General features: G+C 55.3%; 20 protein-coding genes and 2 pseudogenes. 15 read left to right on the top strand and 7 right to left on the bottom strand.

Annotated elements, in window-relative coordinates; genetic code table 11:
- Positions 1–70 precede the first annotated feature (70 nt).
- From EAH78_RS03580 to EAH78_RS03570, 3 genes and pseudogenes are all read right to left on the bottom strand, one after another.
- Positions 71–628 carry a peptidylprolyl isomerase gene (locus EAH78_RS03580; RefSeq protein WP_140665754.1) on the bottom strand — a complete coding sequence of 186 codons (558 nt, stop codon included), beginning with the start codon at positions 626–628 and terminating at the stop codon, positions 71–73.
- Positions 629–631: 3 nt separating this feature from the next.
- Positions 632–1,437: pseudogene (locus tag EAH78_RS03575) on the bottom strand (alpha/beta fold hydrolase).
- Positions 1,438–1,451: 14 nt separating this feature from the next.
- Positions 1,452–2,375: a LysR family transcriptional regulator gene (locus tag EAH78_RS03570; RefSeq protein WP_027925831.1), complete on the bottom strand. Its 924-nt coding sequence runs from the start codon at positions 2,373–2,375 to the stop codon at positions 1,452–1,454.
- A 49-nt stretch (positions 2,376–2,424) separates the two neighbouring features.
- On the opposite strand from EAH78_RS03570, the gene EAH78_RS03565 reads away from it, so the two are divergent.
- The 4 genes from EAH78_RS03565 (at position 2,425) to EAH78_RS03550 (ending at position 5,384) form a co-directional block, all read left to right on the top strand.
- Positions 2,425–2,739 carry a 3-phosphoglycerate kinase gene (locus EAH78_RS03565; RefSeq protein WP_140665748.1) on the top strand — a complete coding sequence of 105 codons (315 nt, stop codon included), beginning with the start codon at positions 2,425–2,427 and terminating at the stop codon, positions 2,737–2,739.
- A gap of 231 nt (positions 2,740–2,970) precedes the next feature.
- Positions 2,971–3,570 (top strand): FMN-dependent NADH-azoreductase, encoded by a 600-nt coding sequence (locus EAH78_RS03560; protein WP_027925829.1) that lies wholly within the window; start codon positions 2,971–2,973, stop codon positions 3,568–3,570.
- A 429-nt stretch (positions 3,571–3,999) separates the two neighbouring features.
- Positions 4,000–4,878 (top strand): carboxylate/amino acid/amine transporter, encoded by an 879-nt coding sequence (locus tag EAH78_RS03555; RefSeq protein WP_140665745.1) that lies wholly within the window; start codon positions 4,000–4,002, stop codon positions 4,876–4,878.
- Positions 4,875–5,384: a MepB family protein gene (locus EAH78_RS03550; RefSeq protein WP_140665742.1), complete on the top strand. Its 510-nt coding sequence runs from the start codon at positions 4,875–4,877 to the stop codon at positions 5,382–5,384. The genes EAH78_RS03555 and EAH78_RS03550 overlap by 4 nt, the downstream gene beginning before the upstream one ends.
- A gap of 20 nt (positions 5,385–5,404) precedes the next feature.
- On the opposite strand, the gene EAH78_RS03545 is transcribed toward EAH78_RS03550, so the two are convergent.
- A complete protein-coding gene (locus tag EAH78_RS03545) occupies positions 5,405–6,292 on the bottom strand; it encodes a LysR family transcriptional regulator (RefSeq protein WP_140665739.1) in 888 nt (295 codons plus the stop codon).
- A gap of 158 nt (positions 6,293–6,450) precedes the next feature.
- On the opposite strand from EAH78_RS03545, the gene EAH78_RS03540 reads away from it, so the two are divergent.
- A complete protein-coding gene (locus EAH78_RS03540; RefSeq protein WP_027925826.1) occupies positions 6,451–7,095 on the top strand; it encodes a hydrolase in 645 nt (214 codons plus the stop codon).
- A gap of 159 nt (positions 7,096–7,254) precedes the next feature.
- Here EAH78_RS03540 and EAH78_RS03535 read toward each other — a convergent pair.
- A pseudogene (locus EAH78_RS03535) lies at positions 7,255–7,493 on the bottom strand (mechanosensitive ion channel family protein); the annotation flags it as partial.
- 102 nt (positions 7,494–7,595) lie between these two features.
- On the opposite strand from EAH78_RS03535, the gene EAH78_RS03530 reads away from it, so the two are divergent.
- The 10 genes from EAH78_RS03530 to EAH78_RS03485 all read left to right on the top strand — a co-directional run bounded on the left by EAH78_RS03530 (position 7,596) and on the right by EAH78_RS03485 (position 18,640).
- On the top strand, positions 7,596–8,030 hold the full coding sequence (locus EAH78_RS03530; protein ID WP_140665736.1) for a LexA family protein: 435 nt from the start codon (positions 7,596–7,598) through the stop codon (positions 8,028–8,030).
- Entirely contained in the window at positions 8,017–9,297 is a 1,281-nt protein-coding gene (gene umuC / locus EAH78_RS03525; protein WP_140666800.1) for a translesion error-prone DNA polymerase V subunit UmuC, read from the top strand. The genes EAH78_RS03530 and umuC overlap by 14 nt, the downstream gene beginning before the upstream one ends.
- Positions 9,298–9,846: 549 nt before the next feature.
- A complete protein-coding gene (locus tag EAH78_RS03520; protein ID WP_140665733.1) occupies positions 9,847–11,115 on the top strand; it encodes a cystathionine gamma-synthase family protein in 1,269 nt (422 codons plus the stop codon).
- Between the two features lie 136 nt (positions 11,116–11,251).
- Positions 11,252–12,688 carry an amino acid permease gene (locus EAH78_RS03515; protein ID WP_140665730.1) on the top strand — a complete coding sequence of 479 codons (1,437 nt, stop codon included), beginning with the start codon at positions 11,252–11,254 and terminating at the stop codon, positions 12,686–12,688.
- Between the two features lie 51 nt (positions 12,689–12,739).
- Entirely contained in the window at positions 12,740–13,630 is an 891-nt protein-coding gene (locus EAH78_RS03510) for a LysR substrate-binding domain-containing protein (protein WP_140665727.1), read from the top strand.
- Between the two features lie 18 nt (positions 13,631–13,648).
- On the top strand, positions 13,649–15,037 hold the full coding sequence (gene thrC, locus EAH78_RS03505) for a threonine synthase (RefSeq protein WP_140665724.1): 1,389 nt from the start codon (positions 13,649–13,651) through the stop codon (positions 15,035–15,037).
- The gene (locus EAH78_RS03500; RefSeq protein ID WP_140665722.1) at positions 15,034–15,471 is read left to right on the top strand and encodes an Lrp/AsnC family transcriptional regulator; all 438 of its coding nucleotides are present in this window, start codon (positions 15,034–15,036) and stop codon (positions 15,469–15,471) included. Before thrC ends, EAH78_RS03500 begins: the two co-directional genes overlap by 4 nt.
- A 113-nt stretch (positions 15,472–15,584) precedes the next feature.
- Positions 15,585–16,625: a homoserine dehydrogenase gene (locus EAH78_RS03495; protein WP_140665719.1), complete on the top strand. Its 1,041-nt coding sequence runs from the start codon at positions 15,585–15,587 to the stop codon at positions 16,623–16,625.
- A gap of 12 nt (positions 16,626–16,637) precedes the next feature.
- Positions 16,638–18,056, top strand: a complete 1,419-nt coding sequence (locus EAH78_RS03490; RefSeq protein WP_140665716.1) for an aldehyde dehydrogenase family protein — start codon at positions 16,638–16,640, stop codon at positions 18,054–18,056.
- Between the two features lie 218 nt (positions 18,057–18,274).
- A complete protein-coding gene (locus EAH78_RS03485; RefSeq protein ID WP_140665712.1) occupies positions 18,275–18,640 on the top strand; it encodes a histone-like nucleoid-structuring protein, MvaT/MvaU family in 366 nt (121 codons plus the stop codon).
- A gap of 243 nt (positions 18,641–18,883) precedes the next feature.
- Here EAH78_RS03485 and EAH78_RS03480 read toward each other — a convergent pair whose 3' ends face one another.
- Entirely contained in the window at positions 18,884–19,558 is a 675-nt protein-coding gene (locus EAH78_RS03480; protein WP_140665709.1) for an HAD family hydrolase, read from the bottom strand.
- 101 nt (positions 19,559–19,659) lie between these two features.
- Positions 19,660–21,834, bottom strand: a complete 2,175-nt coding sequence (gene glgX / locus EAH78_RS03475; RefSeq protein ID WP_140665706.1) for a glycogen debranching protein GlgX — start codon at positions 21,832–21,834, stop codon at positions 19,660–19,662.
- Positions 21,835–21,983 lie beyond the last annotated feature (149 nt).

The raw sequence follows: 21,983 nt of genomic DNA, 5'->3' as shown, positions 1-21,983 counted from the left end.
GCACGGGCTCTCCTTTGAACAAAGTGAGCGGTGCCGCAGGCCGGCAACCGCTCAAGACTTCCTGTGTAGCTTAGTCGATGACCTTGGCCGACTTGATGAATACAGGATCGGCGGGCACGTCTTTCATGCCGCCGCGCGTGGTGGTTGGCGAGTTGACGATGATGTCCACCACGTCCATGCCTTTCACGACTTTACCGAATACGGCGTAGCCGTCACCTTGATCAAGGAAATCGTTGTCCTTGACGTTGATGAAGAACTGGCTGGTGGCCGAGTCAGGTGCCGAAGTGCGTGCCATAGACAAGGTGCCACGAACGTTGACCAAGCCGTTCTTGTGTTCGTTTTTGATCGCGTCCTTGGTTACTTTTTGTTCCATTTGTTGGGTGAAGCCGCCGCCCTGGACCATGAAGCCCGGGATCACTCGGTGGAAAATCGTGTTGTTGTAGAAGCCGCTGTTAACGTAATCAAGAAAGTTCTTGGTACTGATCGGCGCTTTGACCGGGTCCAGTTCGATTTCGATCTGGCCGTTGGTGGTCTCCAGCAAAACGTGCGGCGCCTTGGCAGGTGTTGCAGCCATCAGGTTGGCGGCAAACAGAACGGAACCGGCGACGAGGGCGATTTTTTTCAGCATGGGTCAGTGATCCTGATTGGGGTGGTGTCGACTGCGGTGAGAAACTCGAGCAGTGTTTGGTTGAAGCGTTCGGGTTGATCCAGTGGGGTGGCGTGACGCGAATCGGCGATCACCACCAGCCGCGCATCGGGCAGCAGTTTTACATAGGTTTCCTTCAGCGCCACCGGCGTGTAATCACGGTCGGCGCTGACGATGAGGGTTGGACAGGTGACTTTCGAAAGTCGTTCCTGTACACCCCAGCCAACGATGGCATCGAAGCTGGCGAGATAAGCATGTTTGTCGTTTTTTGCCCAGCGCTCGGCCATCTTTTGACGCAAATCAGCTTGATCCGGATTCGGGAACAGCTTGCCGCCGAGGGCCTTGCCAATGGTGCCCAGGCTGAGGACGCGCATCAGACTCCAGCGTTTGAACCACTGCCAATAATCGTCGCGACTGCGCAGCTTGACCTCTGGCGCGCTGTTGACGATGGTCAGGCTTTTGAGCAATTGCGGCTGGTCCACGGCCAGTTGAAAGCCGATCATGCCGCCCATCGACAGCCCCACGTAATGCACCGGGCCGAGGTTCAAATGCTCGATCAGCGCGATCAGGTCGGCACTGAAGCCGGCAATGCTGTAGCGCTCGCGGGGTTTGTCGGAACGACCGTGGCCGCGTACATCCGGGACGATCACCCGGTAGCGCGTGGACAGCGCCGGGATCTGCATTTCCCAGTCCAGCGTGCTGGACCCCAATCCGTGAACCAGGAGCAATGGCGTGCCATGGCCATATTCCTCGTAGTGCAGGTTGCAACCTTCATGTTCGAAATAGGCCATGCATTCACTCCTTGTCAGGCTTGTTCAGGGGCGGCGAAAGGCGCGTCCAGCGGTGCGGTGTCGAAGGTGCGCAGCAGTTCGATGAGAATCTGCGTTGCCGGTCCCAAGGGTTTGTCCTTGTTCGAATACAGGTAAAAACTCGGGTTGCGGCTACCGCCCTGGTCCAACGGTAGCAGCTTGAGCGTGCCTTCCTTGAGTTCCCGTTCAATCATGTGCCGTGGCAGCCAGGCAAACCCCAATCCGCTGCTGACAAACGTCGCGGCGGTGGCCAGGCTGCCGACGGTCCAGCGCTGTTCAGCGCCGAGCCAGCCGACGTCGCGCGGCTGCTGGCGACCGGAGTCGCGGATGACCACTTGCATCTGGCTTTCCAGGTCCTGAAAATTCAGTTCGCGGTTGAGACGATGCAGCGCATGGTCGGGATGGGCGACCGCGACGAATTCGACGTCGCTCAATTCCGCGCCCAAATAGCCTGGAATGCTAAAACCGGTGATCGCGAGGTCGGCCACGCCTTCGAGCAGGACTTCCTCCACCCCCGACAGCACCTCTTCACGCAGGCGAACCCGGCAGCCGCGGCTTTGCGGCATGAACGCGGTCAGGGCGCGGACGAGGCGGGCGCTTGGATAGGCGGCGTCGACCACCAGCCGCACTTCGGCTTCCCAGCCTTGCTCCATGTGATGGGCCAGGTCTTCCAGTTGGCTGGCCTGTTTCACCAGTTGCCGCGAGCGGCGCAGCAATACGCCACCGGCTTCGGTGAGCACGGCTTTGCGACCGTCGATGCGCAACAGCGGCACGCCGAGCTGGTCCTGCATGCGCGCCACGGTGTAGCTCACCGACGATTGCGAACGGTGCAGCGCTTCGGCGGCCTGGGCGAAACCACCGTGGTCGACCACGGCCTGCAATGTTCGCCATTGATCAAGGGTCACACGGGGCGCTTTCATGAATAGCTCCTCTTGTCCTAAGCTGGCAGCCCTTTATGGAGACTGCTGAATGAATAAATTCTGTTGTGTGCTGCTGGCGATGCTGCCGCTGACGGCATTTGCTTATCCGATCGATGTGCAGAAAAACCTCAACGGCTTGAAAGTCGACTACGAGACCTTCGACACGGATAACGACATCGGCTCCATCCGGGTGGCTAACTACGGCGACGTCGATGTCAGCTGCAAGGCCGTGTTCATCAATGGCCCGGAAGCGCCACGTACCCGCAAGATCGATGTGCTGGCGGGCAAACATAAAAATGCCACCGCCAAGTTCACCCGCAGCATTATCAAGCTGCGTATCGAGCTGACCTGCACCCCGAAATGAATTCAACTCCTTGTAGGCGCTGAGCTTGCTCGCGATAGCGGTGTGTCATTTAACTTGATCTCAGCTGACCCACCGCTATCGCGAGCAAGCTCAGCTCCTGCAGGTGTATGCTCTGCTTATAAACGAATTTATTGATGGGTTATAGCAGTTATTTGCGCTTTTTCATCGATATGACTCTGTTTAACCTTCACTCCATCGCCTTACAGCATTCTCAGATGGAGCCTACATCCCATGTCACGCGTTCTGATCATCGAAAGCAGCGCCCGTCAGCAAGACTCGGTCTCCCGTCAACTGACCCAGACCTTCATCAGCCAATGGAAAGCCGCGCATCCGGCCGATCAGATCACCGTGCGTGACCTGGCCGTCAATCCGGTGCCGCACCTGGACATCAACCTGCTGGGCGGCTGGATGAAACCGGCCGAGCAACGCAGCGACATCGAACAGGCTTCGCTGGAACGCTCCAACCAGTTGACCGATGAGCTGCTGGCCGCCGACGTGCTGGTCATGGCCGCACCGATGTACAACTTTGCCATCCCCAGCACGCTCAAAGCCTGGCTCGACCATGTGCTGCGTGCCGGCGTGACCTTCAAGTACACCGACACCGGCCCGCAAGGTCTGCTCAGCGGCAAGCGTGCCTACGTGCTGACCGCTCGCGGCGGGATCTACGCCGGTAGCACGGCGGATCACCAGGAACCGTACCTGCGTCAGGTCATGGCATTCATCGGCATCCACGACGTGACCTTTATTCACGCCGAAGGCATGAACCTGGGTGGCGACTTCCAGGAGAAGGGCCTCAACCAGGCCAACGCCAAGCTTGCCCAGGTCGCCTGAGCCTTTAATCGCCAGATAATCCCTTGATGTTCAAGTGACCTGGCGCAACCCCTTCAAGGCTTTACGCGCAACGAACCTCCCTTTGCACTTGTTGCTCCTGAGTGCTGTCGCCCGATTGAACGCTTTAGCGAGATCGGGCTTTTTTTTGCCTGCGATTTCATCAACACCTCAAATCCCCCTGTGTGTACGGACCTGTGGCGAGGGGGCTTGTCGGAACGCCGCATCGCCCCGTTCGGCTGCGGAGCAGTCGTAAAACATTGCACGCGCCTACCTGAGAGACTGCGATTGCTGGATTTGGGGCCGCTTCGCGACCCAACGGGGGCAAGCCCCCTCGCCACAGGTCCGCTCCCAATGGTTTTGTGTGTTGCCGGGTATTCGCGATAAAAAGCAAAACCCGCTATCGTCGCCGCCATTCAAAACGAGGCGAGCATGGGCTATCTACTTTTTGTCACGCTGATCCAGGCGTTTTCCTTCAGTTTGATCGGCGAGTACCTGGCCGGTCACGTCGACAGCTATTTCGCGGTGCTGGTGCGCGTGGTGTTGGCTGGGCTGGTGTTCATCCCCCTGACGCGCTGGCGCTCGGTGGAGCCAGCGTTCATGCGCGGCATGCTGTTGATCGGTGCGTTGCAATTCGGCGTGACGTACGTGTGCCTGTACCTGAGCTTCCGGGTGCTGACGGTGCCGGAAGTGTTGCTGTTCACCATCCTCACGCCGTTGCACGTGACCTTGATCGAAGACGCTCTGAACCGGCGTTTCAATCCGTGGGCATTGATTGCCGCGTTGGTGGCGGTGATGGGCGCGGCGGTAATTCGCTACGACCGGATCAACCCGGATTTCTTCATGGGCTTCCTGCTGCTGCAACTGGCCAACTTCACCTACGCCGCCGGGCAGGTGCTGTATAAACACCTGGTGGCGCGCCACCCGAGCGATCTGCCGCATTACCGGCGTTTCGGCTACTTCTACCTCGGCGCATTGGCGGTGGCATTGCCGGCATTCCTGCTCTTCGGCAAACAGAACTTCCTGCCCGAAGCGCCGCTGCAATGGGGCGTGCTGGTGTTCCTTGGCCTGGTCTCGACCGCGCTGGGGTTGTATTGGTGGAACAAGGGCGCGTGCATGGTGAATGGCGGAACGCTGGCGGTGATGAACAACCTGCATGTGCCTGTGGGGTTGTTGATCAATCTGTTGATCTGGAATCAGCATGAGGAACTGGGGCGGTTGTTCCTTGGTGGGGCGGTAATTCTTATGGCTGTGTGGATCAGTCGGTTAGGCATCAAACGACAAGTTCAGCCCGTGCAGGAACGACCATGACGGACCTTCCACACGACCTGGTCGCCGCCATCGAGCAGGTGTACAAACCAGCAGGCATGACATTGACGCATGAGGTTCAACGCGAGCCGGAGAGTGGCGAGTACGAAGCCTGCCGCCTTGGCCTCGATGACCGGATTGTGGTCTTTCGTGTGGCTAAAACCACGCCGACCAAGATTGGCCAATTCGTTACGCTATGGAAGCGGCCGACGTCGACCCGCGAGATTGCACCGTTCGACACCGGCGATGGCGTCGCTTTTGTGGTGGTGAGCGTTGCTGATGACACGCACTGCGGTCAGTTTGTGTTCGATCAGAAAATTCTGGCCGCCAAAGGGGTCATGTCGGTTGACGGTATTGGTGGCAAGCGTGCAATGCGCGTCTACCCACCTTGGACCAGACCTGTCGCAAAGCAGGCGATCAGGACGCAGCAATGGCAGCTGAAATATTTCCTAGCGATTGAGCCGGGCGGCGCAAACGTGGATCGGGTGTGCCGACTGTTCGGAAAATAGACACCTACAAGGGATCTGCGCTATTTCTCTGCCAGTTGCTCTACCAAAAACTCAATAAACGTCCGGGTCTTCTGCGGGACCCGACGTGCCGAAGGGTACACCGCGTTGATCGTGATCGCGGGTGCCTGCCATTCACACATCACCGGCACCAGGCGGCCAGCCGCCAGCGCATCCTCGACAATAAAATTGGGCAACAAGGCGATGCCCATTCCGGCTTCGGCAGCCTGAGCAAGCAAGTCACCATTGTTGGCGTGCAATGGGCCGGTCACGTTGACCCGTTGAGTTTCCGTGCCATTACACAGCTGCAGGCTGACGCCACTTTGCAAATACCCATAGTTGAGGCACTGATGGGCACGCAAGTCTTGCGGGGTCTTCGGTATGCCGGCGCGTGCCAGATACGCCGGGGACGCCACCATGATGCGCGGGGCCGGCGCCAGTTGCCGGGCGATCATTGTCGAGTCCGGCAGGCTGGCAATGCGGATGGTCACATCGAAACCACCGCGCACCGGATCCACCTGCTGGTCGCTGAGCACCAGTTGCAACTCGATGTTCGGGTGCTGTTCATGAAACAGCGGGATCAGCGGCCCCAGTCGGCGCAAGCCAAAGGACATCGGCGCATTGACCCGCAGCACTCCACGCAACTCGCCAATACCGTTACGCGCACGCTGTTCAGCCTCGTCCAGCGCGGCCAGCACTTCGCGCGCGGCGTCGAAGTATTCGGCGCCAGCCTCGGTCAGGTGCAGGCTGCGGGTGGTGCGCTGCAGCAATTGAACGCCGATGGCTTCCTCCAGCGCCTGAATCTGTTTACTGACTTTTGATCGCGGCACATCCATTGCCCGTGCAGCGGCGGCGAAACCGTTCTCGCCGACCGTGACGACAAAGGCGCGCATGCATTCGATGCGATCCATGATTGTCCCTATTTTAGAATCAATGATTCTCTATTTTATGGAATTGTCCCTTTGTTTGCTAGCGTCTAAAGTTACATCCAAGCCGACGACAACGCCGCTGAAGGCAACGCCGACTCACCCATTTCTCACCTGAATATCGACATCAAAAGGAACGCGCCATGTCTATCCGTGAACTGCTCAACCCAACCAACTCCGCCCTGATCCTGATCGACCACCAGCCACAAATGGCGTTCGGCGTGCAGTCGATCGACCGTCAGACGCTGAAGAACAATACGGTAGGCCTGGCCAAGGCCGCCAAAATTTTCAACGTGCCGACCATCTACACCTCGGTGGAAACTGAAAGCTTCAGTGGTTACATCTGGCCTGAATTGCTGGCGGTTCACCCGGAGCAAAAACCGATCGAGCGCACCTCGATGAATTCCTGGGAAGACAAGGCACTGGTTGACGCAGTGAAAGCCACCGGCCGCAAGAAGCTGATCATTGCAGCGCTGTGGACCGAGGTCTGCCTGACCTTTCCGGCACTGGAAGCCCTGGCGGAAGGCTACGAGGTGTACATCGTGACGGACGCTTCCGGCGGCACCACCAAAGAAGCGCACGACATGTCGGTGCAGCGGATGATTCAGGCGGGTGCGGTGCCGGTGACCTGGCAACAGGTGCTGCTTGAGTACCAACGCGACTGGGCACACAAGGACACTTACGAAGCGGTGATGGAGTTGGTGCTGGAACACAGCGGCGCATATGGCATGGGCGTGGATTACGCTTACACCATGGTGCACAAGGCACCGCAGCGGCAGGTCAAGTAATTCCGATCGCAATTACTTGGGAAAATAATTGTGGCGAGGGGGCTTGCCCCCGTTGGGTCGCGAAGCGGCCCCCAATCAGAAGATTGGGGACTGCTGCGCAGTCCAACGGGGGCAAGCCCCCTCGCCACAAAGGCTCACTCCTACGGGGTTTTGTGGTGTTTACATGACGTGTTTTTCGGCGTCGGGAATGTGACTTGCGCCCAACATCGCCGGCAGCAACCCCGCACGCAAATCCGTGCCACTCGGCTGCTGATAAAGACTCAAGCCAAACTCCGGCAGCACCGCCAGCAAGCAGTCGAAAATATCCCCCAGAATCCGCTCGTAATCCGCCCACGCCGTGGTGCTGGTGAAGCAGTAGATTTCCAGTGGGATACCTGCGCTGTGGTCTGCATCTGGCGGCCGGTGAATCCTTCGGTCGTAATTTCCCTCGCTTGAGATTGACCGCAAGCTTGCTTCGACGTTAACTGTATGCATATACAGTTTAGGTTAAAGCACCATTCATGAGCGTCACCATTCTCGGCCCAATGGCAGAAGGGGGAGTTCAGCTTCCCTTTTATTCGTTCAAAGTTCCTGCAGGCTTTCCATCGCCTGCGGCTGATCACCTTGAGCAACACATCTCCATTGACGAGCTCCTGGACATTCGAGCCCCGCACATTTACCTGGTGCGCATCGAAGGAAGCAGCATGGAAGGTGCTGGAATATTCGATGGTGATATGGCTGTGGTGGATCGCTCGATCACAGCTGAGCACGGACACATAGTGATTGCGGCGGTGAACTGCGAGCCGGTCTGCAAACGACTGTGCAAGCGTGGGCCTAACATCATCTTGATGTCCGAGAACGTAGGTTACCCGCCGCGATACATTCTGGAAGGCGATGAACTGATCATCTGGGGTGTGGTGACATTCAGTGTGCGTGCTCATGATCCGAAAGCCTGATCCAGTCTTCGCCCTGATCGATTGCAACTCGTTTTATGCGAGCTGTGAGCGCGTCTTTCGCCCAGACCTGGCCAAGACCCCCATCGTGGTGTTGTCGAACAACGACGGCTGCGTGATCGCCCGCAGCGCGGACAGCAAGCCGTTCATAAAGATGGGCGAGCCGTACTTCCAGATCAAGCACAAACTAAAGCAGCACGGGATCGTGGCCTTCTCGTCGAACTATGCGTTGTATGGGGACATGAGTGAGCGCGTGATGAGTGTGATCGAGTCCCTGGTACCCGCCGTTGAGGTTTACAGCATCGATGAAGCGTTTGCAGATTTGGCAGGCGTGCCAGGTGATATAGAGATGCTCGGGCGGCGTATCCGTGCTCAAGTTTATCGGAGTACCGGCATCCCAGTCGGGGTGGGTATCGCCGGCACGAAAACCCTTAGCAAGCTTGCCAATCACGCGGCGAAAAAGTGGCAAGCTCAGAGTGGTGGAGTGGTCGACCTTCGTGACCAGATCAAGCGCGATTGGGTTTTGAAGAAGTGCTCGGTTTCTGACGTTTGGGGTATCGGACGCAAGATGACACTTCACTTGGAGGGCATGGGCATCAAGTCAGCTTGGGATCTCTCCAACGCTGATGCATGGATGCTGCGCAAGAAATTCAGTGTGGTGATTGAGAAGACAGCCCGTGAGTTGGCGGGTACGCCGTGTCTTGAGCTTGATGAGCCAGATCCACCGAAGCAGGAGATTTGCTGTTCCCGGATGTTCGGTAAGCGCCTCACCGAGATTGCTCCGATCAAAGAGGCCGTCGCCACTTATATGATGCGAGCTACGGAGAAACTCCGGGCACAGCAGTCTCTGTGCAAGAAAATCCGGGTGAGCATTCGAACCGGCATGTTTAACCCGGAGGAAGCGAAGTATGCCAACGGTGTACTGGTTGAACTGCCTTACCCAACCGACGATGTGCGATTGATGACAAAGGCCGCAGTGGAAGCGGTGGATCGGGTTTATCGGCCGGGATTCAAGTACAGCAAAGCCGAGGTGCTCTTGGTAAACCTTTTCCAAAAGGGCGAGTACACCGAAGATCTTTTCTCGATCTCTCAGTCGGAAGCGACCGAGAAAGTGATGGGCGTTTTGGATGCCATCAATGGTAGGTGGGGCAGGGGGACGATGCGTCTTGCGGGTGTGCCGGCCGACCCGGATTGGGGCATGCGAAGAGAGCTTTTGAGTCAAAGCTTCACGACACGGGTTGATCAGCTTTGGACAGTGTATTGCAGGTGACTAGGGGCAGTTTATGCGTTTAGCCATTTGCAACCGCGAATTGAGTTTTCGGTAAGCTTTCGCGCAGCTCATCAATCGATATCGAGCCCCCCTCTCCGATAGGGTATTCGAAGTTTCGGTGACTAAGTCATCGATGATGTGAGCGTCCAGCGCGGCCGAACAAGTGTTGTGACCTTGGCATCTATTACTACGCCAAGTTCACAATGCGGATCAGTCATGCGTTCAAAAACACCGACAGGGTGAACAGCTGCAGCGCCACAGCTGTCCTTTGACTACAAAGTATCGATCGTCAGAAGTCACTGGATTCATCTCTGCATCTCCAAGGGGCTAAGTTCAGCACCCCCAAGCTCGTGGTATCGCGCAGCTGCATTTTAGTGAGGGATTCTCCCAGGTGGGACTGGTTTGGCGACCGCTTACCCCAATCCAGTCATTAAAAAAAGCCACCCTTACTCCCAGATATCATGATTTTTCACAAGCATGAGCCTTCCTTATAGTCCTCCCAAGCCCACTTGGAACACGGTTGTGTTTCCCTTGATGCGAGACAGTTTTATGGAAAATAAGAAATGCGCCGTCCAAGCTTCAGAGGTTGGGATGGGGACTCGAGTCGTATGGGGAGGAGAGCAAGTTCAGCATCCTTACAATGCGACCCAGACACCTATCGTGGTCAGTGCCGCCTATGGCTATGACGATATCGATAAGTGGTATGACGTGGCATTGGGAAAGCAGCCCGGCTTCATTTACAGCCGGATGAGCAATCCCACCGTATCTGTCTTGGAAAATAAACTCTGTGAGCTCGAAAACGCAGAGTCGGCTGTAGCTTTTAGTACCGGAATGGCCGCAATCAGCGGTGTACTACACACCTTCCTATCCTATGGGCAGCGTGTGATATCTACACGTGACAGCTACGGTGGTACGAACAAAATTTTTGAGGAGTTTCTTCCACGCATGGGTGTGGAAGTATCCCTTTGCGATACCCTCGACACGGTGGCACTTGAGCAGGAGATCGCTAAAGGCTGCAGCGTCTTGTACCTGGAAACACCTACGAACCCAACGCTGAAAATCGTTGATATTCGGCGTGTTGTGGCAGCGGCGAAACGAGTGGGCGCTTTGGTTGTTGCGGACAATACATTCGCGACGCCTCTGAATCAGAATCCGCTCGCTTTAGGCGTTGATGTGGTTGTGCACAGCGCGACTAAATTCCTGTCCGGCCATGGTGATGTACTCGGTGGTGTGGTTTGCGGCGCTGAGCATTTGATGTCTCAAGTTCGCCATTACCGTGAAATCAATGGTGCCTCGCTGGATCCTTTTTCGGCGTATCTAATCATCCGAGGTATCAAGACTCTGGCTCTGCGTCTTCGCCAGCAACAGGCGAGCGCGCAACTTTTGGCCGAGTACCTCTGTACCGAACCGCTGGTCGAGACGGTGAACTATCCGGGGTTGCCTCAACATGCAGGTCATGACATCGCTCGTTCGCAAATGAACGGATTCGGAGCCATTGTCAGCTTCGTGCTGAAAGGAGGCATGGAAACAGTTACTCGTTTGCTACCGCTGCTCAGATATGCGCATCGGGCGGGTAATTTGGGTGCTGTCGAGACGATCTATGGGCCGGCTCGGACGACCAGTCACGTGGAAAATACCTTGGAAGAACGTCAGGCACTTGGAATTTCCGAAGGTTTGGTTCGAGTGTCCGTAGGCATTGAAGATTCAGTCGATTTATTGGCTGATCTAAAGCAAGCCTTCGCTCTAGTGCGAAGTAAGCAAGATGATGCAAGCGCTCACGCTGACAGTACCCAACGTTTCATTGAGGTAGGAGCCTGAATACGGGCAGGACTTTCGATATTCATCTTAAGCCCTTCATGAAGAATGAAAATAATAAAATCCAGCGACAACAAAATTGTACTGCCCAAAAGCCAGTTACAAGACGCTTGTCCGAACATTTCATGAGAATACAACTATGACCACACAGATAGAACATAATCAGCCCGATCCAAACTCGCATTTCAAAAAGGAAATGCAAACCCGCCACATCGTTATGTTGGCGTTGGGCGGTGTGATCGGTACGGGGTTATTCCTTACTTCCGGTTACACGGTTAATCAGGCAGGGCCACTCGGTGCAGTGATCGCTTACATGATCGGTGCAGTGATGGTGTACTTAGTCATGGTGTGTCTCGGTGAGTTGGCTGTACAGATGCCAGAAACCGGATCGTTCAGTAGCTACGCAACGCGATACCTGGGCCCAGGCACAGGCTATACAGTGGCCTGGCTTTACTGGCTCACTTGGGCAGTAGCTATCGGTTCAGAATTTACAGCGGCAGGCATACTGATGGTTCGGTGGTTTCCTGACACACCGGTCTGGATTTGGAGTGCGCTGTTTGCCATTGCAGTCTTCTTAAGCAATGTTGTCTCTGTTCGGTTGTTTGCGGAAACTGAATTTTGGCTTTCGCTGATTAAAGTTGTGACCGTTATCACGTTCATTGTGATCGGCGGAGCGGCCATTTTCGGTCTTTTTCAAGTACAGAATCTGCAGGGTGCGGGACTTTCCAACTTCACACGTGAGGGGCTTTTTCCCACCGGGTTCTTACCCATTGCAATGACTCTCCTGGCTGTTTCCTTTGCATTTTCCGGAACTGAGCTGATCGGAATTGCGGCAGGTGAAGCGCAAGACCCACACACTAGCGTGCCCAAGGCAATCCGCACGACAGTGGTACGTTTGGCTCTGTTCTTCGTGGGGACAATTTTCGTCCTTGCGACGTTACTGCCACGAGAACAAGCGGGGCTCGTAGAAAGTCCATTTGTCATGGTGTTTGAGTTGATTGGCATCCCATATTCTGCCGATATTATGAACTTCGTCATTCTCACGGCACTGATTTCCGCCGCTAACTCGGGACTGTATGCAGCGTCGCGCATGCTGTGGACATTGAGCGATCAAGGACATATGCCTAAGCGCTACGCCAGGCTCTCCAGTCGGGGCACACCAGTGAACGCCATTGTTCTTAGTATGGCGGGTGCAGTGGCTTCTCTGCTCAGCAGTGTGTTTGCCCCTGATACGGTTTACTTGGCTTTGGTGTCCATTTCCGGTCTGGCGGTCGTAGTCGTGTGGATGAGCATTGCTGCAAGCCAGATCGCGTTCCGTCGTCAATACGTCGCTAATGGCGGACGAGTTGAAGACCTGCATTTCCGTGTACGTGGCTATCCATGGGTGCCTATCGGTGCAATCTCGTGTTGTCTGCTGGCCTGTGTGGGTATCGCTTTTGATCCTGAGCAGCGAGTGGCGCTTTACTTCGGCCTCCCCTTTATCGCGTGGTGTTATTTCGTTTATTGGATCACTCGAAACAAGAGAGCAGAGCGGTTGGCGTTAGCCGCAGCTGTTCATTCCTCTAGCACCGCGTGAATTTCTCAGGCAATGATTGAGCATAGATAAAGTCCTGATGAGGTTGCGCCGATGAGTCAAAAGTCACTACCACCCTTGAATTGGTTGAGGGCATTCGAAGTATCGGCGCGTTATTTGAACTTTACCCACGCGGCGCAAGAGCTTCATTTGACGCAAGGGGCTGTGAGTCAGCAGATCCGTCAATTAGAAAGTCACCTCGGGGTGGCGCTGTTCAAGCGCTTGCCTCGAGGGCTTGGCTTGACCGAGGAGGGGCAGTCGTACCTGCCTGTCGTACAAGACGCGATCAGTCGCCTTGCAGTCGGCACAAACGAGATTTTCGGCCAGCACAATCGAAGACATTTGAAGGTGCGTGGCAGCCTTTCCTTTCTTCACTATTGGTTGGCCCCCCGGCTCGCAGATTTTTGTCGGGAGTATCCCCAGATTGATATTCGATATATCAGCAATATTTGGGTGAAAGAACCGGACGGCGAGGATGACCTGGAGATTCGCTGGGGATGCGGTGAGTGGTCAGGCTTGCATGCTCAGCGATTGACTTGGGACATCCTTCAACCTGTTTGCTCCCCAAAGCTCATGGCCAGCTCACCCATACATGAGCCTCGCGACTTGATGAACCATTCCCTGCTTCACGTGTTGGGTTACGAAGAAGGGTGGGGTTACTGGTTGAAGCGAGTTGGAGCAGACGACGTCGACTATTCCCGTGGCCTTCAGTTTGACACGCTGATATCCACGATCCGCATGGCCGAATTGGGACAGGGCGTTGCGCTAGCACGGTCATCCGTGGTCGAGGATTTGCTTAAGAGTGGGCAATTGGTTGCGCCATTCAGTCACCGAATCGAGGCAAGCGAATCCTTTTATCTGGTGCACGAACAGAGCGAAGTGCTATCGCCTGATGCCGCAAATTTTTCTACTTGGCTGGTGGCTCAAGCTCACCGCCTTTTGTAATACCGATTGGGAGTGGTCATGGATTACGTAAGCACACGCGGCGGTGACATGCGGGCGGATTTTCGCGGTGTGGTTCTGTCGGGGCTCGCCGAAAATGGTGGCCTGTATGTCCCAACCAGTTTGCCGGTATTCACTGAACAACAAATCACCAGCTGGTCATGGCTGCCGTTCGATGAGCTGGTATGGCGGGTAATCTCGCCCTTTGTTGGCTCGTCCATGGACGAAAGCACCCTCCGTGCCTTGCTCAGCGACAGTTATAAACAATTCAAGCACCGCGCTATTACGCCGCTTGAGCAGATCGGGCATCACGAGTGGATACTCCAGCTGTTTCATGGCCCGACCCATTCTTCCAAGGATTTCGCCGCGCAGTTGCAGGCGCGCCTGGTCGAGCATTTTCTGGGGGAGGTTGGTAAAGAAGCGTTGGTGGTCGGAGCAACTAATGGTGATACCGGCCTCGCTGCGCTTGAAGCCTTTGCTAACTGCCCGGCCGCCCGCATGGCGATACTGTATCCGCGCGACGGGCTTGCGCCTGAGCACCTCAGTGCCTTGCAGGCCGCCGACCCACAACGGGTTCAGCTGTTTGCCGTTGACGGTAATTTCGATGATTGCCAAACGCTGGTCTCCCGACTCTTGCGTGAGTGGCCGTTGGATGGAGTGATTCCGGTCTGTTTCAACTCGACCAATTGGATCGGCGTCCTGGCTCAGATAGTTTTTTACTTCCACGCGGCGTTGCAACTGGGCGGTGGCTCGCGTCCGGTTGGCTTTAGCGTTCCAGCTGCCAGCTCGGCCGAGATCTACGCCGGCTACATTGCGCAGAAAATGGGATTACCCATCAATCAGGTGATCATTTCCACCAACAGCAATGATGCCCTGCACCAGTTTTTTCATTGCAATCGCTACTCCACCCGCGTGACTAATCGAACAGTATCGCCGGCGATGGACTTCTCGTTGTTTTCCAACCTGGAGCGGTTTATTTGGGAGATTTACGAGCACGATGGCTGCTCGACAAAAGCGCTGATGGAGCATTTTGAAAGTTGCGGAGAAATGAGCATCGGCAATCAGCAATGGCTGCGCGCCCGAGTACTCTTCGATTCCTATGCGGTAGACGAATCCCAGGTGCGCGATGAGGTGGTCGAACTATTCCGAGAGACAGGCTCGGCCATCGATCCTCACACCGCTGTCGGTGTACTGGCCGGCCGACTTCATCGACGCAGCCTGGGGGCGCCAATGGTCACCTTCGGACAAATTGCGCCGGCCAAGTCGGCGGCACTTTTGGCAGAGCTGGGCGTTTGGCAAGCAAGTGTTCCGAGCATTGTCGAGGTTCGCGCGCAGCCACCGTACCTGGCCAAGGACGATCTGGAGGGGCTGTGCCAGGCTCTTCATGTGGCGCAGCAGAGGTTTTCATGAAGCGCATTCTGGATCCGCTGGACGAACGCATACTGGCCGAACTTACCGCTAATGCGCGAATAGCCCATATCGAACTGGGTGCCAAGATCAACTTGTCGCGCAATGCTGTGCGCCAGCGCATCGAGCGTCTTGAGCGCGACGGCGCGATCCAGGGCTATACGGTACTTCTCGGTGAGTCGCGTCGGCCTACGTCGCTTATCAGCGCGGTGATCTTTGTCTACCGCTACGACCGTATGCGTGGTGATGAAGTACTGGCTGCGTTGCGCTCCATTCCCGAAGTCGCGCAGTGTGAAGTACTCAGTGGTGAGTTCGATTTAATGCTGCGCGTGAATGCCGCCACACCTGAACGTGTCCATCTTGTGTGGAAGGAAATCGCGGCCATGCCAGGGGTGGAAAACACCGTGACATCGTTCGTCCTTTCTGCGGTGTTTTAAAAAACGCGCTTGGGCAAAATGCCCAACTAATACAGCAGACTGCCATATTCAACTGCCAAAGCCCGACTCTTAGGATGTTCCTATCGAACAACATCAATAAAGGAACAGCTTTCATGACTGAGTACAAAATTGCCTTGGTAGGGTTTGGTGGCGTGAACCGTGGCTTCGCCCAATTGGTCGCCGATCGTAATGCCGAGTGGAAAGAGTCCCTGGGCTTCACTGTTAAAATTGTCGGTGTCACCGATCTGTTCCTCGGCTCCATCGTTGCTAAAGACGGTCTGGATGCAAAGCAGTTGGTCGCGCTGCCGATTGAGAAAGGCGCACTCGCTCAACTGCCCGGCGGCAATGCTGAAGCCTTCAACGAAACCGTGATCAAGCATTGCGGTGCAGACATCATCGCCGAGGCCACTTTCACCAATCCGGTGGATGGCGAGCCCGCAACTACCTTTTGCCGTTGGGCCCTGGAAAGTGGCATTCATGTAGTGACCACCAATAAGGGGCCTATTGCGCTGCACGGTGCCGAGCTCAAGGCGTTGGCCCGTCGCAACCAGGTGGCTTTCGAATACGAGGGGGCGGTGATGAGTGGCACCCCCGTGATTCGTCTGGCCAAGCAGGCCTTGGCGGGTGCCAACGTACAAGGCTTCGAAGGCATCCTGAACGGCACTTCCAACTACGTGCTCACCCAAATGAAAGACGGCCTGGCGTTCAACGATGCCGTCCTACAAGCGCAACGGCTCGGCTACGCCGAGGCAGATCCAACCGCCGATGTGGAAGGGTTTGACGTACGCCTCAAGGTGGTGATCCTGGCCAACGAACTGCTCAATGCACGACTGAATGTCAGCGATGTAGCCTGTTCGGGTATCAGCAATATCAGCGCGCAAGATATTGCTCAGGCAAGTGCCAATGGCGCGAGTTGGAAACTGATTGGCTCAGCCGATCGTGAAGCCGATGGCTCGGTTCGAGCGAGTGTCGAGGCCCGGCTGCTGCCGAATTCGCACCCTCTGGCAGGTATTGCCGGCGCCACGAATGCAGTGTCATTCAATACCGAACTGCTGGGCGCTGTCACGGTGTCCGGGCCTGGGGCAGGGCGTATCGAGACGGCCTTCGCATTACTGTCGGACATCGTCGCCATCCACACCGTCCACGGCAAATAACAGGAGAGAGTCATGAGCGTATCCAGCATGGCCAGTATCGAGCTTGTTGAAGCCAAACAGATTGATGTGTTCAGTCCATTCGATGGTCGTTTGGTAGGGAGCGTACCTTGCCTCGATGCAGCCGCAGTTCCTGGCTTGCTGGAGCGTGCGCGAATCGGCGTGCGCGAGAGTGCGGCAATGCCTCGTCACCTGCGCGCGCGCATTCTTGAGGATGCCGCCCGGTGTGTGGAGCTTGAGTCTCATGCATTTGCCAAGCTGATCGTTGCAGAGGCGGGAAAAACGCTGCGACAAGCAGAGAAGGAAGTGAGGCGTTGCGTGAACACGTTGAAGCTATCGGCGGAAGAGGCGCGCCGTAACGCCGGGGAAGTGATTCCATTTGGGGCTTATGAAGGATCGGAGTCGCGTCAAGGTTGGTTCACTCGGGAACCTTTGGGACTTATCGTCGCAATCACGCCCTATAACGATCCGCTGAATTTGGTCGCCCATAAACTCGGCCCGGCAATCGCCGGTGGCAATGCCGTGATTTTGAAACCCTCGGAACTTGCGCCGCTGTCTGCTCTCAAGCTCGTTGAGTGCTTGGTGAAAGCGGGTCTTCCACCCTCTGTGATTACCCCGGCTACTGGTGGCGTCGACTTGGGTAAAGCATTGGTGGAGGTTCGCGAAGTTCGGATGATTTCTTTTACGGGTGGTTTCGCCACGGGCGAGGCCATTGCTCGTAGCGCTGGGTTGAAGAAGTTAGCAATGGATCTCGGAGGAAATGCCCCGGTTCTTGTGCTTGAAGATTGTGATATCGAACCGACCGTGGAGTCCTGTGTTTCTGGTGCCTTTTGGGCAGCAGGGCAGAATTGTATCGGCACTCAGCGCATTCTTATACATAGTGCAATTTATGAGGACTTCCGTGAGCGTTTTGTCAGCCAAACGCGAGCCTTGGTAACGGGTGATCCTGACCAGCGAGCTACGGATGTAGGCCCGATGATTACGGAACAGGCGGCCCGTCGTACCGAACAACTGGTAAATGAAGCACTGGCCGAGGGGGCCGTTCTTTTGTGTGGGCACCATCGCCAAGTGGGAAACTATGCGCCAACCGTGCTTGAGCACGTGAGCCATAGCAGTACGATTTGGAAGCAGGAAGTCTTCGCCCCGGTGGTTATCCTGGAGCCTTTTGACCATCTGGAAGACGCTATTGCTCTGGCCAACGCAACTGAGTACAGCTTGCATGCAGGTCTTTTTACACGTGATATTTCCAAAGCGTTGAAACTAGCGCGTCAGATTGAAGCGGGTGGCGTGATGATCAATGATTCTTCCGATTATCGTTTCGATGCCATGCCTTTCGGTGGCTTTAAGTACGGAAGTTTGGGGCGCGAAGGTGTTCGATTTGCGTATGAGGACATGACGCAGCCTAAAGTGGTATGCATCAGCGAGTTGGATTAAACCAACGAAGTAAATTGCCATCGACTCACATCGGGTGGACGCTTTTTTCTGACGCCCGATGTCCCTGCACTAAAAATTGGACATGGATGGGAAACTACACAGAAGTGCGCGCCCGATGCTTTGTGAGATATCCTGACCTCAACTGTAAAGCGGTGAGCGGACAACTTCTTTGGTTCACCCTGTCTCACATTTGCATGCAAACATTCACGAGGTTAGCTATGTCCAAGCTCGCAGAATTCCGCCAACTCGAAAAAAACTTAGCCGAACAGCTCCAAGCCCTCGAAGCGCTGAAAGGTGATGTTGGTCTCAAGAAAGAAATTGAATTTGAAACCAAGCTACGTGCGCTTCTCGCAGAGTACGGTTACAGCCTACCGAACGTGATTAACTTGTTTGATTCTAATGCTGGCCGTCGTGCACCAGCTGCTGAGTCCAAAGCAGGCACTCGCAAGCCCCGCCAAATGAAGGTCTACAAGAACCCTCACACCGGCGAAGTCGTCGAAACCAAAGGTGGCAACCACAAAACTCTGAAAGAGTGGAAAGCAGAACACGGCTCCGCGACCGTCGAGTCTTGGCTGACCAAGTGATTTTTGTTTGAGTACAAAAAGGTCCATCAAGGGCCTTTTTTGTTATCGATTTTTCGTCAGTCTGAGGGTGTCGGCATTTCCAGTCCTCACTTTAGATCGATTAAAGCGCTGCCTCCGGATTGCGCCCGACCCCGCGGCTATAGTCGATCTTCCGAGTCTGTTTTGGTAAATTTCCCAGTCAGTTACGATTGTACGCATCGTTGCAGGAGTCGCTAAAGTTCGGGCGTCTTGCGCACTGCAAACTCACGGGCGGGATGCAACCTCATCCAAGTGCTGCAGCAGTGCCAGCGGATCCTCGTAGACCCGGAGTGCACCTGCACGTTCAAGCTCACCTGTGTCGTATCCACCGGAAAGCAATCCTATACCGGTAGCCTTACAACGTCTTGCGGCGAGCATGTCCCAGATGGCATCGCCAATCACCAGGCATTCTTCGATGGGCACAGCAAGCTTGCGGGCACCCGCGAGGAACAGGTCTGGATCAGGCTTGCCATATTTGACGTCATCGCGGGTGATGAGATTGACGTTCGCGATGTCGAGCCCGAGTGCCTTGAGATTTATTGCTGCGGTTTCCATCCCTCCGCTGGTAGCAATGCACCACTTGAGCTGGTCGCGGTCCAGGGCTTCTAGAAGATCAACGGCTCCCGGGAGAGCGGTGATCTGGCCCCGAAGATCCTTATAGGCCTTAGCATGTTTATCACTGAGCCTTTTAGCTTGGTCTGGATTGATCTCCAGCCCGGTTTCACGGGCTAACGTCTTAAGCATCAGCCCACCGCTCATACCGATCTTTCTGTGGATTCGCCACATGGCCAACGAAATGTTTTCTGAATCCAACGCAGTTTTCCACGCAAAGACGTTCTGGTAAACGCTATCAGTCAATGTGCCATCCAGATCAAATATGAACGAGGTTTGCTGGCGCATGCGTGTCATCTCCCTGGAGTAAAGTTCAAGCGGTAGATGTCGTATTTCGAAAGGTTTGTGGAACCGCAGAGCACGAGTGACACTGCGGTTTTTATCGCCTTTTACTTGCGTTTTTTCGCTGACGGTTTTTTCAACTCGAACATCAGAACCGAACGCCCGGTGACCTGGTACTGATCACCAAAGGCAAACGATTCACCTGGATCGAAATCCGGCTGGTTGGTATCCAATTGCAGGGCCCACTGTTTGCCCTGTGGCACCTCGGGCAGTGTGAAGCTCACAATGTCATGGTGCGCGTTGACGACGATCAGGAGCGAATGATCCACACCTTCCCGGCGAATGCCGCTTGTCTGAGTACGACCATCGAGCAGGATCCCCATGCAGCGGTTGCTGCCGTCTTGCCATTGCTCCATACCCATTTCTTCACCACTTGGCTGGATCCAGCTCACGTCCTTCACGCCCAGGCTTTCGTCATACTCCCCGGTGAAAAAGCGGTTGCGACGAAGCAGTGGGTAGCGATTTCGCAGGTCGATCAGGTACCTGACAAATTCCTGAAGTTCGCTACTTTTTTCACTCACGTTCCAATCGACCCAACCGATCTCACTGTCCTGACAATAGGCATTGTTGCTACCACCCTGGGTTCGAGCGAATTCGTCGCCAGCCAAAAGCATCGGCGTGCCTTGTGAAAGTAATAATGTGGCAAGAAGATTGCGCATCTGCCGATAGCGCAGCTCGATGATGGCGGGGTCTTCGGTCGGCCCCTCGACACCACAGTTCCACGACCTGTTGTCGGAATGCCCGTCACGGTTGTCTTCACCATTGGCCTCGTTGTGTTTGTCGTTGTACGAGACGAGGTCGTTCAGCGTAAAGCCATCGTGCGCAGTAATGAAGTTGACGGATGACGCAGGCTTACGGCCACGGCGATTAAACTGGTCACCGGAGCCCAAAAATATCTTGGCGAAGTCACCTAGCATTTCGTCATCGCCCTTCCAGAAGGCACGAGAGATGTCCCTGAACTTGTCGTTCCACTCCATCCAGCCTGGCGGAAAATTACCCACCTGATAGCCACCAGGGCCGCAGTCCCAAGGCTCAGCAACAAGTTTCACTTTGGCCAGAACCGGATCTTGGCGACAGGCATCAAGGAAACCTCCGCCCTCGCTGAATCCGTCAGGTTCACGACCCAGTATCGTGGCCAGGTCGAATCGGAATCCATCCACGCCCATCTCCGAACTCCAATACCTCAAGGAGTCGGTCACCATTTGCAATACGCAGGGATGGCTCATATTGAGTGTGTTGCCGGTACCTGTGTCGTTGATGTAATAACGGGCATCGTCAGGCATCAATCGATAGTAGTTGGCGTTGTCGATCCCTTTGAGGGAGAGAGTAGGGCCCATCTCATTGCCCTCGGCGGTGTGGTTGTAAACCACATCAAGGATCACCTCCAATCCTGCCTTGTGAAAGCGCGAGACCATGACCTTGAATTCGCCGATGGACTGTCCTGCCATGTAGCGCGCGTGTGGGGCAAAAAAGCCGAGGGTGTTGTACCCCCAGAAGTTACGGAGTCCTTTTTCCAGGAGATGATTGTCATCCAGGAAGTAATGCACCGGCATCAGCTCTACAGACGTCACGCCAAGCGAGCGAATGTATTCCACGACATCGTATTGATGGAAGGCCGCAAAGGTTCCGCGTTCGAACTCAGGTACCGAAGGGTGGCGCATGGTAAAGCCGCGCACATGTGTCTCGTAAAAAATAGTGTTTTCCCAAGGCACGTTCGGCTTTGCAGTATTGCCCCAGGTGAAAGCGGGATCGATAACTCTGCAGCGAGGCATGAAAGGTGCGCTGTCACGTTCGTCAAACGACAAATCGCCGTCTTCATGTCCGACGGTGTAGCCGAACAAGGCATCATCCCATTGCAGTTCACCTGAGATCTGCTTGGCATAGGGATCAATCAGCAGTTTGTTGTGATTAAAACGGTGACCATTGGCCGGATCGTATGGGCCGTGCACTCGATACCCATACAAGGTGCCTGGCCGAGCGTCGGGAAGGTATCCATGCCAAATCTCATTGGTGAATTCCGGTAGCGCAATGCGCTCAATTTCTTTCTTACCTTCCGCATCGAATAGGCACAGTTCCACCTTCGTGGCATTCGCCGAAAAAATTGCAAAGTTGACACCCGAACCGTCCCACGTGGCGCCTAACGGATAGGGTAGGCCCTCGCTGACGCGGCTGGCGGGACGGTCTTGGCCTGATGCACTGTCGCTCGTTGTTTGATCAGACATGATCAAGCACTCCAGAAGATTTGGGTTGGAATGACCAACGCGGTCTATCGATAGAAGTCTGGGGCGCGTAACAGTTCAGGATATTTGCAGCTTCATCGGTATACCCAATGCGGCCGATCATTCCCGGCTTTTGACTTGCCGTTTAAAGG

The sequence above is a fragment of the Pseudomonas arsenicoxydans genome, from assembly GCF_006438915.1.
GTDB classification, from domain to species: domain Bacteria; phylum Pseudomonadota; class Gammaproteobacteria; order Pseudomonadales; family Pseudomonadaceae; genus Aquipseudomonas; species Aquipseudomonas arsenicoxydans_A.
The sequence above is the reverse complement of the archived record's forward strand: the minus strand, read 5'-3'. Positions and strand labels throughout refer to the sequence as shown.